The organism is Rhizobium sp. WSM1274 (assembly GCF_025200775.1).
GTDB classification, from domain to species: domain Bacteria; phylum Pseudomonadota; class Alphaproteobacteria; order Rhizobiales; family Rhizobiaceae; genus Rhizobium; species Rhizobium leguminosarum_I.
Window position 1 is genome coordinate 891,331 of the sequence record NZ_CP104138.1, and the last position, 15,019, is coordinate 906,349.

20 protein-coding genes and 1 pseudogene are annotated in these 15,019 nt (G+C 55.3%); 13 read left to right on the forward strand and 8 right to left on the reverse strand.

The window, feature by feature from the left end:
• Positions 1–267: 267 nt before the first annotated feature.
• Positions 268–663, reverse strand: a complete 396-nt coding sequence (locus N2600_RS04280; protein ID WP_260298126.1) for a DUF1236 domain-containing protein — start codon at positions 661–663, stop codon at positions 268–270.
• A gap of 130 nt (positions 664–793) precedes the next feature.
• A pseudogene (locus N2600_RS04285) lies at positions 794–1,032 on the reverse strand (BON domain-containing protein).
• Between the two features lie 265 nt (positions 1,033–1,297).
• On the opposite strand from N2600_RS04285, the gene N2600_RS04290 reads away from it, so the two are divergent.
• On the forward strand, positions 1,298–1,579 hold the full coding sequence (locus tag N2600_RS04290; RefSeq protein ID WP_260298128.1) for a DUF982 domain-containing protein: 282 nt from the start codon (positions 1,298–1,300) through the stop codon (positions 1,577–1,579).
• Between the two features lie 21 nt (positions 1,580–1,600).
• Here the strand turns inward: N2600_RS04290 and N2600_RS04295 are convergent, their stop codons facing one another.
• From N2600_RS04295 to N2600_RS04320, 6 genes are all read right to left on the reverse strand, one after another.
• Positions 1,601–3,052 (reverse strand): DUF4041 domain-containing protein, encoded by a 1,452-nt coding sequence (locus N2600_RS04295; RefSeq protein ID WP_260298130.1) that lies wholly within the window; start codon positions 3,050–3,052, stop codon positions 1,601–1,603.
• Positions 3,053–3,342: 290 nt separating this feature from the next.
• Positions 3,343–3,732 carry a hypothetical protein gene (locus N2600_RS04300; protein WP_260298131.1) on the reverse strand — a complete coding sequence of 130 codons (390 nt, stop codon included), beginning with the start codon at positions 3,730–3,732 and terminating at the stop codon, positions 3,343–3,345.
• Positions 3,733–4,309: 577 nt separating this feature from the next.
• The gene (locus tag N2600_RS04305; RefSeq protein ID WP_260298132.1) at positions 4,310–4,801 is read right to left on the reverse strand and encodes a hypothetical protein; all 492 of its coding nucleotides are present in this window, start codon (positions 4,799–4,801) and stop codon (positions 4,310–4,312) included.
• 125 nt (positions 4,802–4,926) lie between these two features.
• The gene (locus N2600_RS04310) at positions 4,927–5,175 is read right to left on the reverse strand and encodes a hypothetical protein (protein ID WP_260298133.1); all 249 of its coding nucleotides are present in this window, start codon (positions 5,173–5,175) and stop codon (positions 4,927–4,929) included.
• Between the two features lie 188 nt (positions 5,176–5,363).
• A complete protein-coding gene (locus N2600_RS04315) occupies positions 5,364–6,383 on the reverse strand; it encodes a nucleotidyl transferase AbiEii/AbiGii toxin family protein (RefSeq protein ID WP_260298134.1) in 1,020 nt (339 codons plus the stop codon).
• A 593-nt stretch (positions 6,384–6,976) separates the two neighbouring features.
• Complete coding sequence (locus N2600_RS04320) at positions 6,977–7,339, reverse strand: hypothetical protein (protein WP_260298135.1); 363 nt, start codon at positions 7,337–7,339, stop codon at positions 6,977–6,979.
• Positions 7,340–7,896: 557 nt separating this feature from the next.
• On the opposite strand from N2600_RS04320, the gene N2600_RS04325 reads away from it, so the two are divergent.
• The 12 genes from N2600_RS04325 (at position 7,897) to N2600_RS04380 (ending at position 14,874) form a co-directional block, all read left to right on the forward strand.
• Entirely contained in the window at positions 7,897–9,366 is a 1,470-nt protein-coding gene (locus tag N2600_RS04325) for a RepB family plasmid replication initiator protein (protein ID WP_260298137.1), read from the forward strand.
• Positions 9,363–9,848 carry a hypothetical protein gene (locus N2600_RS04330; protein ID WP_260298138.1) on the forward strand — a complete coding sequence of 162 codons (486 nt, stop codon included), beginning with the start codon at positions 9,363–9,365 and terminating at the stop codon, positions 9,846–9,848. Before N2600_RS04325 ends, N2600_RS04330 begins: the two co-directional genes overlap by 4 nt.
• Positions 9,849–10,045: 197 nt before the next feature.
• A complete protein-coding gene (locus tag N2600_RS04335; protein WP_260298139.1) occupies positions 10,046–10,588 on the forward strand; it encodes a metallophosphoesterase family protein in 543 nt (180 codons plus the stop codon).
• Positions 10,585–11,010, forward strand: coding sequence for a hypothetical protein (locus N2600_RS04340; RefSeq protein ID WP_260298140.1), 426 nt, complete (start codon positions 10,585–10,587; stop codon positions 11,008–11,010). Before N2600_RS04335 ends, N2600_RS04340 begins: the two co-directional genes overlap by 4 nt.
• On the forward strand, positions 11,007–11,429 hold the full coding sequence (locus tag N2600_RS04345) for a hypothetical protein (RefSeq protein ID WP_260298141.1): 423 nt from the start codon (positions 11,007–11,009) through the stop codon (positions 11,427–11,429). The genes N2600_RS04340 and N2600_RS04345 overlap by 4 nt, the downstream gene beginning before the upstream one ends.
• Positions 11,419–12,120 (forward strand): hypothetical protein, encoded by a 702-nt coding sequence (locus N2600_RS04350; RefSeq protein WP_260298142.1) that lies wholly within the window; start codon positions 11,419–11,421, stop codon positions 12,118–12,120. Before N2600_RS04345 ends, N2600_RS04350 begins: the two co-directional genes overlap by 11 nt.
• A complete protein-coding gene (locus tag N2600_RS04355) occupies positions 12,110–12,559 on the forward strand; it encodes a hypothetical protein (protein ID WP_260298144.1) in 450 nt (149 codons plus the stop codon). The genes N2600_RS04350 and N2600_RS04355 overlap by 11 nt, the downstream gene beginning before the upstream one ends.
• Positions 12,552–13,100 carry a hypothetical protein gene (locus tag N2600_RS04360; protein WP_260298146.1) on the forward strand — a complete coding sequence of 183 codons (549 nt, stop codon included), beginning with the start codon at positions 12,552–12,554 and terminating at the stop codon, positions 13,098–13,100. The genes N2600_RS04355 and N2600_RS04360 overlap by 8 nt, the downstream gene beginning before the upstream one ends.
• Positions 13,093–13,380, forward strand: coding sequence for a hypothetical protein (locus N2600_RS04365; protein WP_260298147.1), 288 nt, complete (start codon positions 13,093–13,095; stop codon positions 13,378–13,380). The genes N2600_RS04360 and N2600_RS04365 overlap by 8 nt, the downstream gene beginning before the upstream one ends.
• Entirely contained in the window at positions 13,370–13,828 is a 459-nt protein-coding gene (locus N2600_RS04370) for a DUF29 domain-containing protein (protein ID WP_260298148.1), read from the forward strand. Before N2600_RS04365 ends, N2600_RS04370 begins: the two co-directional genes overlap by 11 nt.
• Entirely contained in the window at positions 13,821–14,441 is a 621-nt protein-coding gene (locus N2600_RS04375) for a hypothetical protein (protein ID WP_260298149.1), read from the forward strand. Before N2600_RS04370 ends, N2600_RS04375 begins: the two co-directional genes overlap by 8 nt.
• Positions 14,442–14,505: 64 nt before the next feature.
• Complete coding sequence (locus N2600_RS04380) at positions 14,506–14,874, forward strand: hypothetical protein (RefSeq protein WP_260298150.1); 369 nt, start codon at positions 14,506–14,508, stop codon at positions 14,872–14,874.
• Positions 14,875–15,019 lie beyond the last annotated feature (145 nt).

Sequence of the window (15,019 nt, forward strand, 5' to 3'; positions counted from 1 at the left end):
AGGTCCTCCCGAGCTACAGGAACCCAAACCCGAGCCGATGTCTGGTGGCCCGGGGATAGTGCCAGACTGCCGACAATGGCGACCATGGCAATCAAGATGACGACGACGGGAAAGGCGACGCCGGACGATTTATCTTCATTGTAGATCATTGATCACTCCTGCAAGTGGCGAGACGCTGATCTGCCAGCACGCGATGCCGCCCCGCATTCTCATGCGTCGCATACGTGCCCTGATTGTTGATAGGGGGCGGCCGAAGCCGCCCGAAGGTCATTGGATGACCTGGATGACCTTCCGGGAGGAAGGTTCGACGATCACACGCTGATCGTTGACGATCGCGTATGCATATTTGGGGTCATCGGGAACTGGCGTGACGACCACGGTCTCCGGCAGAGGTTGTCCGACGACGACCTTCTCCTTAACCACGATGCGCTTGGTCGGGGCGGGGGCCTGCTGAACATAGGTCACCACCTGCTGTGGCGGCGGATCGATGACGCTGCCTGCCACGCCGCCGACGATGCCGCCGACAGCCGCACCGACCGGGCCGCCGACGACTGCGCCCGTTGCGGCACCACCTGCTGCACCCGTGACCGTCGACGACTGCGCAAAAGCTGACGTCGATGCCAGCAAGATGCTAGCGGCGATTCCTACTGCTTTGATATTCATCTGTTTTCCTCCTTGGATGCGGTTGGTCCCGCCGCGTAGCCAAACCGAAAGATGGAGGAAGTGTTCCAGAAGTAGGACTTCATGCCGGGCTAAATCGGACCTTGGTCCCAGCTTGTTTGAATATCGCTAACTATTGCGTGGGAAAGCGGCTCAGCATCCGGTCTTGGACGTTTTCAAAGCCAACGATCATCGCTGCAATTGCGATGATTCGTCGCTGTCTGCCGCATCTGTTATGTAGCCTTCGAGCAGGACGACAGGGCCGAGCATCCCGATCTCGATGGCACTGCTGTCGATATCCGGATCGGCGGAAAGCGCCGCTTCGATCGTCGCGATGGTCGACGCCAAACTGTGGCCTTGCGAGCTGCGCACTTCGTGATTGTGGTTATCGGGCCGAACCTCATATTCTCCTGCTGTCTCGCGCCTCCAAGGGTCTTCACGATAGCTCGCATGACATATGAGCAGCGTGCCCTGACGTCACCAGTCGGACCTAAGTCGGGGTTTCCGTCGGTACGATCCGGCTTAAATTTTCCACTTCCTTGTTGAAAGGACATCAGGGAGGTTTTAGCAATGTTGCTGTGTTCCAGTCAAAACCTCCCTGATGAACTCGCCAAGTCGTCGATCCGGAAACGAAAACATGGAAAGAGTCGGAATAGTGGCTTGGCCAAGAAGCGAAGACTTCGCTCCTCTGATGCTTGTAATCAACGCTAAAGAAAAACATAGGGTGGTCCGATCACTCGGTGACGTTGCCGAGGCCCTTGTCGCCGCTTGGCCGACAGGCGATGGCAAGGAATACATTGCAGCAATAAGGACATGCCTTGATGCAATACAAGGCAATGTCCCGGCCAAGCTGGCGCGTGCCGCATTCATTCGCGCTGCGGAGGAAGCCGGAATTCCTGTAATTGCAGTTATCAACTGACGAGATGGGTCGGCCTAATCGCTAAATGGCCTCCGGCAGCAAAACATGCGATGTCTCCTCGGCGAGAAGAATCGACCGCCGCTTTGCGAGCGTTTCGCGGTAGTCCTGCGCCTCGACGTCCTTAAAGAATGGCGCGTCAGGTGCCAGGCGCTTCACGGCTGCTTCTACCTGATCCAGGGTCGCCTTGAAAAACTCCTTGCGGTAATTCTGGGCATTGACTCGAACGGGCTCGAATTCGGTGTGCAAAGCCCTCTCAAGGGTGGGCGCATTATCGCTGTAAATGATCGCGTGAGTGTCAAACACGAATGGGACGCTGGCGTCTCCGAGTTCCCGGATGCGGTCGGCCGGATCAAGCCGCCGGGTCAAACCGATCTTGACCACGTCGCCGCCGAAGGAGCCAACGTTCGAGATGATATAGACGTAGCCTGATCTCGTTTTTTCAGCCATCGCTTGGGCGCGTTCCACCTTGGCATGGGCTTCCGCCAGGTCGCGCTCCAGCATTTCGATCTGGGCGTTGAAGGCTTCGAGCTTTGGCCCCACTGCCCTCTCAGCTTCGGTTTTAGCCTTATCGAGTAAACGCTGATAACGGGCTTCGTCCTCTTCTGCCCTTTCCGTGTCCCGTATCAACTTCTGTTCCTCTTTCTGAGCCCTTGCCAGTTCAGCCCGTTCCTCCCGTTCTGCCTTGAGTTTTTCTCGTTGTTCGTGGGTGAGAAACAGTTCCTGGAACTTCAGGTTCACGTACTCCTCGGTGATGAATATGCGATTGGACTCATTCAGCTTGTTGATCTGAACGAGCGCGTTGCCCATCCTCTTCTCCATCGCATTGGCGTTGCTCCAGCGGGTGTTGGCAATCGCCGCGTCACACTCGTTATTGAAGGCTCGCAGCGTCAACTTGATGTTCCGGTTCGTCATGGTCTGCCCTTTGGCCGTGCTGCCATCGACAGTCCAAGCAGTCGGGCATACGACAGCGGTTTTTAAGGACACCATTTGCTTCTGGGCTGCTCGAACCGCCTCGATGTTCTGCTTGTATTCCTCGCTGTCGGAATAATCGAAGTGGGGCTCGTAGACGCCCATTTCGGCAAATGCCAGTTTCTCATCAAAGATTGCGACCTCCTTCAGCAGTCGGTCATAGACGATTTTCTTTTCTGCATAAGAGGCACGGAGTTGTTCGATGAGGGACGCTTCCTGCTGGTTTTGGGCTCTGAGCGATGCTGCCTCGACGTCAAGGTCCAAAACGTCTTTGAACCGTGTCTCGATGGCTGTAACCCTGCTGGTGAGGGTGTTCTTCTCCTGGAGAAGCGTTTGTCCCACCTCCATTGCCGTGTTCAACTTCTCGGAGGCGTCTGAAAGCGCTGCCGTGGCCCGCATCGCTCTTTTCCTCTGAATGAGCCAGAAGGCCATAAACAATAGCATCGCCACCGGAATGACGATGACGAACAGAAGCGCGATAACCAGCGTATTTTCAGTAGTCATGGAAGCTCCCCAGCCTAGAGAGCCGGAGATTACCGTTCTCGTTGTAAAAGCCAAGTGGTACAGGACTCAAGATTGAAGGTATCTCCATAACGCGTTTCGATGCCTTTGATTGTTGTTTTCGGCGGAAACTGACACAAAGGAAATCGCTGGAATTTTTACATCTCAGCCGGAGAACGTGGCAGGCTTCTTTTCGAAGATCATGACGACCCAGGATTTGTGATCGGCTGCAGGCAGAATCATCGGCTGCGCGGCAAGCGATGGGTTGAAATTGCCTGCAGAGTGGAGGCTAATCACCCCGTTTCGACACTAGCTTCTCTTAAGACTTGAAAAAGCTCGTAATAAAGGGCCGATTTTACATCTCCGCTCTTTTCCACCGAAGTCATGATCGCATCGGCTGTCCCGACCCGCACCACATACTCGATTTGCTCCAGTGTCTGCAGCAGGAAATAAACGACGAGAGTTACTAGGCTGAGATCAACTTGGTGTTGGGTGAGTGCGTCAGCTAGGGTCTTAATGCGAGTTTCGTGTCCTTGGACAGACTCCATCAAAATCTTGCTGAAATTGAGCGTAGCTTGGTCTTTACCCTGCCGTTCCTCAATGGCAGCGCCGACCTTCTGAAGGAAGTCTCCTTGTATGCGCAGCTGCTTCTCCATGAGAGCGACGCGTTGTTCCAAGCTCATCCTGTCCTCCTCTCGTATAGATAGAGAGGGTACCACGTGCACCGTTAAGATAAAATTAGACCTTGCTTAAGGGGTGATTTCGAGCGTGCGCTCGGTCATCATCCCTTCACCTCATCATCAATCAGCAAAAGACCTGATCCAGCACTTCCTTCCGCTCAGTAATCGGCCATCATCTCGCCGGTCAGGTCTCCGACGATGCCGTGCATTCGATTCCAGCCCCGATCTCAGATTTGATCTGTTCAGCCAACATACCGAGCAACCGCAATCGGCGGCGTGTAGGATCGCTTGGATCACCGCCGTTTCTCCCGAGGAGGCTGGCAGCGTCTGAAACCGTTGGCGCAATTCATCACCAATCTTATCGTTCAGCGATTGGAAGCCCCTCGTGTATTCATTCTAAGTCGCGAAGCCGTTAATCTTAAAGCCCGCCTTCTGGCAGATGTCAGCGGCCGGGCCGGATTTGAAAATATTGAATGAAGCAACGCTTTTGTCCTTTCGTAGGAGGTGTTGCGAGTTGTTGAAGTAGAATGAGGTGGAGGTGCGAACGTGCTTTGGGTCCCGGGTCTTTCAATCCGACAACCTAACCTTTCAGGCAGTCGACGATGACTGTGCACCAGCCATCTGTCTTAGCCTTTTTCGCTGTCTGATCTTGCGCATTTGGCAGCGTGCTGGCAATACGTGCCTGCTCCTCTCCACGGCCTTCATCGGCGAACTGCTCGGCCAGCTGTTCGACCGCAGTCGCCGCGCCGTCAAGCTTTTGTCCTTCGGCATCGAGATGTGCCCGAACCCGCCTGGCGTGGGCACGCATCTGAGCATTGTACGCAAGCACATGGCTCCATCGAACCCATCGGTTAGAACCGTGCCGCTTAAACCCGGCCGCAGGCACATTCCCAACCAATTCAAATCCCTTACTGCCCGGCATCACCGCTCCTCCAATCCGTTTTCCCAGTTGTTGATCCAGCCACCGAAGCGCCGCGATACGATCCCGCGCGGCATCATCCTCTTCCGCGACTACCTCTCGCAGATCGGCGACAACGCCATGCCTAAAGTCGAACCCGAGTGTACCGTTCAACCATCTTGCAAGGGTTCGAGAAGGCACACCGAGCGGTCAGCGAGGGGGCGTTTCCAGCGGCCCTTGCCGTAAATTTCCTCGCAGGTCCGATCAGTAGACCGACGGCGGTTATGTTTTGGGACATGCTATTCTCTTGGGTGATGTTCGCTGCAGGTGGATACCGTGACAACTGCCAAGGCGACCGGAGCGGGGAGGGTGAAGAGGGACATTCCCCTGCGGGCAAACCGACGGGCGCGAAGGACAACCATAGGAGTGATGAACTCGACTACAGCGGTTGCGATCTCAGCCAGCTTTTCAGCAACAGGAACGAACGGCGTCCTGGAAAGCCGTGAAGCTTTTCGCATGATCCAAGTTGATTGTTCTTTGCGTGTCATCGGGCGTTCCAACGGTGTCGCCGGACAATTCCCGGGACATTCAATATAATAATTGTGATTAGAAAAACAGTCGGTCGCAAGAGAATAAGGAAATATTGCTGTAATTAAAATTAAATAAAACCAGCCATTTATGAGAAGTTGATGTCAACATTTCAGTCTACAAAGCAGTAGTGTTGACACCGCAATTTTCACATCCGTGGAAGTGTATGCTGGTATCTTTGGAACTCGATAACATTGCTTTCCACTGCACTGCCCGAAGCTCTGCGGGGTCTTAGTCTTCGCATTGAGTGCGGCTTGTTGATCATCTCCTGCAGTTCGGCTTCTTCCCTGGCCTGTTCTGTTAGCTCGCGGGCCAGCACCTTCTCTCTAGCCGCATCACGGATGTGGGCGTAGACCTGCCTAACTCCGCACAACGTGGCCGTCATGTCCAAGGACCGAGCACGCTTGGTCACAATGCTCTTCCACTCGGCAACTTTCTGCTCCGATTGCAAGAGTGAGATATCGAGGCCTTCAGGAACATCGGAGAGAATGGAGCTTCCAAGGCGACGATCTTCGATAGCACGAGCGACCTCTTTTGCCAGGAACGTCTTGTCGAGATCGGGAGCCATCATCGCGATGTCTGCATAATCCTTCATACGAGTGTTGGCTGCGCCGCTAGTAAGGATTGTCACCAGCTTCTCGGCAACCTGTGTCTCGAACTTGGCGACGCGACCCTTGAAGACAGGCTGACCCTTGATCCAAGTCGGAAGCTCGGTATTCCACTCCGACGGGAACGCACACTTTCGGCCATCCGAAAAACCCATCTCGATCTTGTTGTCGACCCGGTTTGAGCCGATCCAGCACCGGTACTTGAACCGCATGCCGGGGACGCCACTCGGCATGTCCAGGTATTCAGGGGGAGAAATCTTCTCGAACTTGATGCCAAGGCGTTCGATCAGCGGGGCCATGCGGATGAAAGCCTGTTGAATTTCCTCGGCGGTCGCCTTCCGGATGAAGCGGATATCGGCGTCATTCGTCTGCCGAACCCGCTGGTCGTGAATGAGACCGCCGTTGACGATGAATAGGTTTGGGTAGACGGCGCGAAAGCCTGACAGAATTTGTTCGGCAGAATACCGGCGAAGACCAATTTGAGGATCAAGTCCCTGGGCCTTGCAGCTGTCTTTGATCCGGGCTGCTATTCGTTCACCGATTATTGGAACTTTGTCCATCCGCCTGTCTCCTCAAGCGTTGTGCTGAGGAAAGCGTCGGGCGTCGGCTTGCAAGAAAGCAGCGAATGATCGGCCAAAAAGTAACGCCCGAAGAACAAGACCCAGGGGGCTTAGTCATCGGCTCAGAGCCGGTTTCAGGCGGCAAGGATTTGGAGATGTGGCAGACGTAACCGCTGCATCCAATGTTCACCCGGATCGCGTTCGGCCGCAAGCCGGGTCATATCTTTTTCCTGATGGCCAAAGATTTCCTTGAAACCGGATCGAACCTGAGTGCGCCTGGGCGTCGGTATTTGATTGCCAGTTTGACGAGAGTATTGGCAAGCACTTCGCTTCTGAGAAAGGTGTTCACCGACGCCCTAGCAAGCCTATGACCGAGTACCTGGTCGGACGCGGAAAATCCGATTCCGTTTTGCAGTTGGGCGTGGTCCGGGTCGTGGTCGGCGACGTGCCGCAGACCCCCGTGGCACTGTCTGATGACGCCATCAATTTCACTACGTGATACGTGATAAAGACGATGCAAAAAGATGAAGTAATGGGGGGAGGCTGCGTCCGATTCAACGCCACTGAATTGATCTCTACGGAAACTGGAAGCGTCATTTTGAAACTCCATGAAGTACCTTCGGAAGTTCGATGAACTTCGTCACCCGCCTGATGCGATAGGCATCAGGTTTGCGGCGCATCCCGGCTCGCTGAATGATCTTTCGCTCAGCCTCGGCGGCGTCAAACGAGCGCCCTGGATGCGCTACCAGGATCGCCGCTGCCGCTTTTACGATCCATCGCAACGCTGCGGTGTCGGACTTCTCCTCCTCGACCCGCTTCGCGTAAGCAAAGACGGCCGCCGCCAGTGCAGTGTCGGCGAAGGACGCCTCCGGCCGACCGTCGAAAGCAGCCTTGCGCCGGGAGCGCTCGGTCGCTGCCCGGAAATATTCATTGCCTGGTTCTGGCTTGCGCGGCATCGCTATCGCCTTTCACTACGAAACTTCACCACGTGAAAGATACGGCTGACGGCTGCAAGGAACACGAACTGGCACCGCCTCCCGGTCTCACTCTAAACAGAATGATGCGCAGCATCTCCGGCAAGCCAGACAGACCCAAGCAGCGCTCGCGTCCCCTTCTGTTTGTATTAGGGAGCAAAAGCGTGGACAGGGAGCCGATTTCCTGGGGATTCGGAACCATTAATATTCCCCAATCCCCACACTCAACAATGTTGACATTTTTTATTATTCCAAAATTCCCACACACTCTGTTGACACGTGTTTCGTTTATTCCTGTGACCGAGAAATGGAGGGAATAAATACTTCTTGATTTATTTCCGCCGATGAACTGACACTGGGCTAAATCAATATGTAAAACACAAATGTCAGTTTCAAACCGTCCGCCGCTGCCTTCTCTCGCTCTATGGAGACCTCTGCCAAAAAGGCAAAACTTCCAGCCAGCCGCACGCGGTAGCCTGATCAAGATTGCGGAGACCCCGCACCTTGTCCATGATCTCGCCCCCGAGAGTCCGAGACCAATGGCAATGCTGCAAGGGGTGAAGGTCGACAGCGACCATACAATGAGTGCCTTCGACCATGGCGTCTACGAATACCTCCAAAGCTGGTCCTACGAACATGACAAGGACATGGAGCAGCGAGCATACCGCATGTCGCTGTCGACGCTCCGCCGGTTCTTGGGGCCTCATGCAAAGACCGCAGACATAGTAGCATCCCTCGAAAAGCTGGGTGAGATCAAGCTATCCTACACCCTGGCATCGGGTCCACGCTTCATCGGCGTCAAAATCGTGACGAGTTGGTTGGAGGTGAAGGGTGAGGATGCCGTAATCGGCTGGCAATGGCCGGAACCTATCCGAGAGCTAATGCGGGATTTGGGTGTTGGCCGCTACGCTCATATCGAACTCGTGCCCCTGACAACGGACGGCATGAGCAGCAGATATTCGGCTCCGTTATATAAGTGGCTTGCCTTTGAAGCCGCCCAGCGGAAATGGAAACCGGGTCAGGCAAACACATTTGAACTTCTGATCGAGCCCGGCCGATTGGTTTCAGAGATCGATTTCCCGGAAGACGAGGAGACCGGCAAATACAACATCGGGAAGCTGACCAAGTTCGTGACATCGACCTTCGTTGAGGACACAAAAAATGTCCGGAAGTTTTCGGTCGCTGTTAAGCCCGACTATGAAGCTGTCCGAGGTAGGAAGATCAGCGCGTATAAGTTCACGATCACCGTCAACCCGCCGTCCATGCACAATGTCCGCGTTCGTTACGGCAAGACCGAATTCCGGCGCGGAGGTAAGGACGATCCTAAATATCAGGTTCGGTCCGACACCTGGTTAAAAGCGACGAAAGCTTTCGGTGTCGAGGGTGCACCGATGCAACATCTGGTCCATTGGAAAATCTTTGACCTCTGGCTCGTTGCGCTCCAGGAAGCGCTCGACAACAAGGCTCTGACGCCAGGCTTCGAGACGCGTCAATATCGCGGTGAAAGCCTGCTGATGGCCGTCGAAGCAGAAGGAGCGGACTTTGCTTGTTGGGGCTTCCTCTCCGAAGAAGTCGTCGAGCCCGATCTCCTGGAGCACCTAGAAATGCTCCCGCGCCATGAACGGACCTACATAGAAATCAACGCCGATAACGGTCGCCGCGACCGCGTAGGTTGGAAAACCGACCGGCGTCGCAAAGTAAGTAAGAAGCTACACGACGCGATCCACGTACCGGAGCTGGTGGCCGAGGAGCCGGTAACTTTCGAGACCTGCACCAAAGCCCATGTCTATTTCAGCTTGTCAGTGGACGAACTGGAGAGCCGGATTTTCGAAAAGTTAAAAGCCCTGCGATGGAAGGGTTCCAGAACATTCACCCTGGTCTCCCACTACGCTGACGAGAACGGTCATGATGGCACCTGGAGTACCGATATTCACCCGACATACGAAGAGTGGTGCGCTCTTCTGAATAAGCTTTCAGCCGTAAAAAAAGGTACGGAGATTTACTCATGATCGATCTGGATAAAATTCTGCCCAGCTGGCGCTTTGCTCTCGATCCGGCCCTGCAGGTCGAGGCCAAGAAGTTCTATGACTTTGTCGACTACTGGCCGCCATATGGTTGGTCTGATGACCAGATCAAACGATGGGTCGAGAAGCGGATTGTCGGTGAGATGTCGGTGCATTGGCCAATGATCCACCACATCGACCGAAAGCTCGATGGCCTGGTTTCGAAAACGCTTATGTTGATGTGCCATCGGCCTCGTGATCTCCCGCCCGGTCATGTCCAGCTTTTCGGCAAAGCCTTCTTCGACGTGTCTAGTCCCGAGAGCGTTCGCCACGCGATGCGTTACATGATCGATCACAAGCTGAAAGGCGGCACTAAACGGACAGTCTTAGAGCCAGGCGAAGAAGAGTACGATGACGGCCGTATGGTTTCGATTTCGGCGATCAGTTCCGATGCTGTGCATGCCGCCGATATGATAGAAGTAGAGTAGCGTTAACCTTCCTTGTTTTTCCACTTTACTCGGGGACTCCCTTGTGGTTGTATACGGCAGCCACAAATGCCCTGAAAGGCAAAGTCGAAATGCGAGTTCTACGAATAGACCTACGGAACCTATGACCAGCTAACGCTGGCTGCCCGTGCACGCGGGTATCCGTACTGACTATTCGAAGGATAAAGAGGACTCGCAACGTGGCTTACACTCAGCAGTATTTTGTCGGCGACACCCATTTTGGGCATCAGTTGATGCTCCAGTTCCGGCCGTTCGAGACGACGGAAGAGATGGATCGCTTTCTCATCGACCGGTGGAACGGGACCGTCAAGCCGACGGATATCGTCTGGCATCTCGGCGACTTTGGCTACGGCGATGCCGACCGCACCCGCAAGATTTTTCAGCAGTTGCACGGTCGCATTCGCCTGATCATCGGAAATCATGACACGGACTCAAAGGGTCGAATTCACAAGCACCTGGCAGATCACGCATGGGACCAGCAGCCCGCGCACATGGCGGAGGCCCATGTTGACGGAGAACGGGTGACGCTCTGCCATTACGGGATGCGCGTGTGGCCTGCGTCGCATCACGGTTCCTGGCACTTCTTCGGTCACTCCCATGGTCGCCTGCCGAACTATGGTCGCAGCCGCGATGTTGGTGTTGACTGCGCCGATGTCGCCTTCACCCCGCGCACCTTCCGGCAGCTGACGGCGGGCATGCAGGATGCGGAGATTGCCGCATGAAAGACGCTGATATCAAACGTTTTCGTAGCCTTTATCCGCGCCTCTGGCGGCACGAGCTGTCCAAGATGCCTGACGGCTGGGTTAAAATCACCGAAGAGCTGATGGAAGCCCTCAACGAGATTCAGCCGCCGATCCCTGGGGAATACGGTTCTCCGTTGTTCCTGATGATCCAGTTCGGCAGCGGCTTTGCCATCGCGCTGGTGTCGCCGAACCCCGATCTAGGAACTTGGAATCAGGAGAAGGCTCTCGACGTGATCCAGGCGGTTTGCCGCTTCAATTGGCAAGTCTGCGAAACTTGTGAAGTCTGCGCGGGACCGTCTCACATTATCGTTAAGGAGCCAAACGGTCTGCATCAACAACGGCTATGTGAGCACTGCGCTGAGGAGCGACTCGCAAAATTCGAGGGGAGGTCGGTTCAATGAAAAAGGAGATCGCTGAACGCCTTCATGCCGAATACGATCTCCTCTGGCATGACAGCATGTCCGCTTTGCCGGATGGCTGGACTGAACCGCTCGTTAATCTGCTGGAGCGCATGTACCGCCTCTCGACCGTCGGCCCGAGCAACTTCATGGCCCCGGGCGTCATCACTTGGTGCCAACTTCGTGTCGCAGTCTATCAGTCGAGTGCGATGGCGTTCGCCTCGCCGATGATGCCGCCCGGCAAATGGCACCCCGATCGCGCTTTGGCGTGCGTCGAGGCACTGGCTGAATTCCACGGTCAGACACAGGAGACTTGCGTGGTCTGCGGTGCCGATGCGTTTCTGCGGATGCGCATTCTCGGCAGCAATACCGAGGGCGTCTTCTGCGACGAGCACAATCCGGGAGCTAGCGATGAAGCTTGAAGATATCCAGCACCTGCGGACCACATATAAGCGTTACTTTCATCCGTCCTTGGACTCGCTCCCGGATGGGTGGGTCGCGATCATCGACGATTTCTTCCTCGCGTTGGAAGGCATCGGCGATCTGAACGAGGCCGTATCCGTGCGCTTCGAACGGACGCTGACAGGCCTCAAGGCCTTTGCTTTCCCAGAAGTTTCTCGCTGGCATCCGGAGCAATCCAACGCTTTACGAGCCGCCCAGCGCCAGCTTTACAAAATGTCGCAGCAGACGTGCGAAGTTTGTGGAAATCCTGGCGCTGCGGAAGATGGTCACGTCTGGTGCATCGGGCACGCGGGCGAACTTGCCGATAAGGCTCGCCGGGAAGCGGCTCTCTACGACGAGTGCCGTGTCCTGTTTCCATCGATCCACGGCAAGGCAATCGACCTGTCGGTCCCCGACTACCTGTTCGATCTCGTCGCGACAACGCTGCGTTCGATCCTCAAACTCGTCGAGAGCGAGGATATCGACGGCAAAGTCTTGATCACGCGCATCGAATTCGACGGTGACGCTCTGTCCGTTCGGGTCCGGTATCAGAATTTGGAAGCAGTATTCATGCGCACGCAGATGGCGATCAACGAGATGTTGACCGATCTCGAAGTGCTGTCGGATGAGCTGACACGTAAGCATAATCTGGGAGGCTCCGATGCTCCCTGAGAATTTTAATCGCGACGAGTTTATCCAGCAGCTCCGTCAGAAGCACGCCCGCATCCTGCCGCAGGACATTGCTTTCAGTGTCGAGAACGGTTGGCTGCCTCTCATCGCTGAAAGCCTCGATCAGATCGAGCAAGCTCTCGACCGGCACGGCTGGATCGCGAAAGCGTCCGTCCGTCAGATCAAGGAAAAGCTCGGAGACCTCCGCATCTACGTCCGGCCACGGCGGGAGTCTGCGAGTTTTCCGCAGGCCCTTTCGGAAGAGCTGTCCGTCATCCGTGATAGCTACACGAGCCGGAGTATTGTGACTTGCGAAATCTGCGGCGACGTTGGGCAGCTCGACAATTTTGATGCCTACTATCAGACGCTCTGTAGGAAGCATGCAGATCAACGTCGAGCGTGGGTAGCAGGCGGCAGGAAGGGAGACCCCTTCAATGATTGAATTTGTCGAAAATCTTCATGCCACACGCCGTGCCGAAGCAGATCGCATTGCTGCTGCGGTCGCGGACTACCTCGCAGAGACGGCGGGGCTGGACAAGGCCGACCGTCTGAGCCTCGAACGCCGCCAGGAATTTTTCCGCCCACGCTTTGCTCACCTGGAAGTCAAGACACGTATCTGGATCGCGGCGCAATGCGGGTTTGAGGTCTCGCGTCGTATCCACCGCGAGTTCCTGGCCGCACTGCCCGATGACGACAAGATCAGTAGCGAAGAAGGGTGGAATTCAATCGTCCATCAGTTCCTTGACGCCGTTCGCGACCAGCCCGGTTTTCTTTTCAAATCGGCTGGCGAGAAATGGGGTGCGCTTGAGCTTCGTTACGACTGCGATCCTGCCGGGCTTGAAGCATGCCGCGCGGCTGACAAGGAAGCAGTCGAGGCGTCGCAGCAGACCTGTGAAAAATGTGGGAAGCTCGGACGTACGCGGACTGGCGGTTGGAAGAAGACACTCTGCGATGATCACGCGCGAGGTCGCTACGATGAATGAGGATGAACTCCGCTCACTCCACCCCGATCTCATTCGTCCGGAGGCAGAGATCGATGTCCGGTCCGAATGGCTGACCTTGATCACCGAATACTTCACAGCGGTGAAGGAAATCTACGGCGAAACGAGGCCGAGCGTTACCCTGCACACTGCTTACGAAGAGGGTGGCCTCGTCATCGACTGCGACGACACGCCGTGGAGCGGGAACCAGAGCCGTGAGCTGAAGCGTCGGATTAGGGAACTAGCGCTCGATATTCATCGGAGGAGCCGGGATGTCCTATGAAACCGACTTCGTTCAATGGACACGAGACCAAGCGGCGCTGCTACGTGCTCTCGATCCATCGCCTACAGGTCTCGATGCCGACAATCTCGCGGAAGAAATCGAAGCGCTCGGCAGGATAGAAATCAGCAATATGTCGCGTCATTTGTATCAGCTATTGAACAACCTGCTCCTGCTGGCCGCAGGAGCGCCTGAGCAAAACCGTTGGATTCGAGATGCCTATTCCGCACACACGGACGTAGCATTAGCGTCGTCTCCCTCGCTGGAGCATCACCTCGATCTGGCGCGGACGTACAAGCTCGCGCGTCGCGGAGCTGTCGACATGCTTGTCGAACTCAAGATCGAGGTTCCGGATTTCCCAGCTGACTGTCCGCTGACTGTCGCGCAATTGGTTGACGAAGACTTTGACTTCCCGGGTGCGATCAAACTTCTGGAGCGCGGCAATGGCTGATGTGATTTCAATCCGCGAGGCCGCATCTGTTCTCGATACCGATGTCATGTTGATTGCGCACATCGTTGATGTCGGTGACGTATTGCCAACCCCGCCGGTTTCGAAGGACTTTAAAGATATCGTCTTCACTGCGGACGATATTGAGCGCTTCAAGACCGAGGTTAATCGCCGCCGATTCCTGGATTTCAAGTCCGACTATGCCGACGTCTATGTTCAAGACGAAGGGCCTGGCGCACGAGGCCTCGAATTCGGTCCAGGATGGACAGGCATCTTACGTGAATTCTGCGACAGCTTGCGTGAGTTTCAGAATGCCGGATACCGAGCACGGCTTCGGTGGGGTAAGGAAAAATTTGGTGCTCTCCGGCTTTTTACGGATTGCGATAATGAGATTGCAGCTTACGTGGGCGAGCGGCGTGGCATCGCTTACGGCAAGAGCCTGCGGACGTGCCAGGAATGTGGAGAGCTTGCCCGGCTGCAGTTTGGCTGCTCGATCTGCCTCACCCTCTGCGACCGGCACAAGCACCTTGTCGGCGAGCTTGATCCTGAGCGCGATGGCATCATTCTAGACGTCGAGGCTTGGTCGAGAAAGCAGCGGGAAGGAGAGCCGGGATGACAACTATGCGGGCGGTCGATACGTTGATTGATTACACAACCACGCTCGAATTTTGGTCGGCGATATGATCGCGCCTGGCTGTCAGGTTGTTCTCGACGAACGGCAGTTTCCGATTCTGCTCGAATACTTGGAGCGGATCGCAGAAATCGGCGACATCAATTTTCGCCTTGAGATGTGTGTCGATCACAGGCCTGGTTATAGTGTGAGTTGGGATAACGACGGCACTGACGAACAAGATGACGCCGTCGACCGACTGATGAGTGATCTCGTCCAATCGCTTGGATTCGACGCCGGGAGTATCGTTAAACCCGAGGTGGTTGCCGATCCCTCCGATATTCTCAATGCGATCCACCTGCGGGATGCGGCTTTGACAGCGTTGGAAAAGGTCCCAAATGCTCCGCCGGAAAGCTGGGACGAGATGCCGGATGACTAAATTCACGCATTTTCGCCGCCTAACGGAACCTAAGCTACCTTGGGTTCCGAAGTCTCTGATGTCGCACGCGTAGCATGATTTTGCTCGGGCATCGGATCAGTAAATAAATCGGAATTCAGCTTTTTTTACTGATCACTCTCTGAAT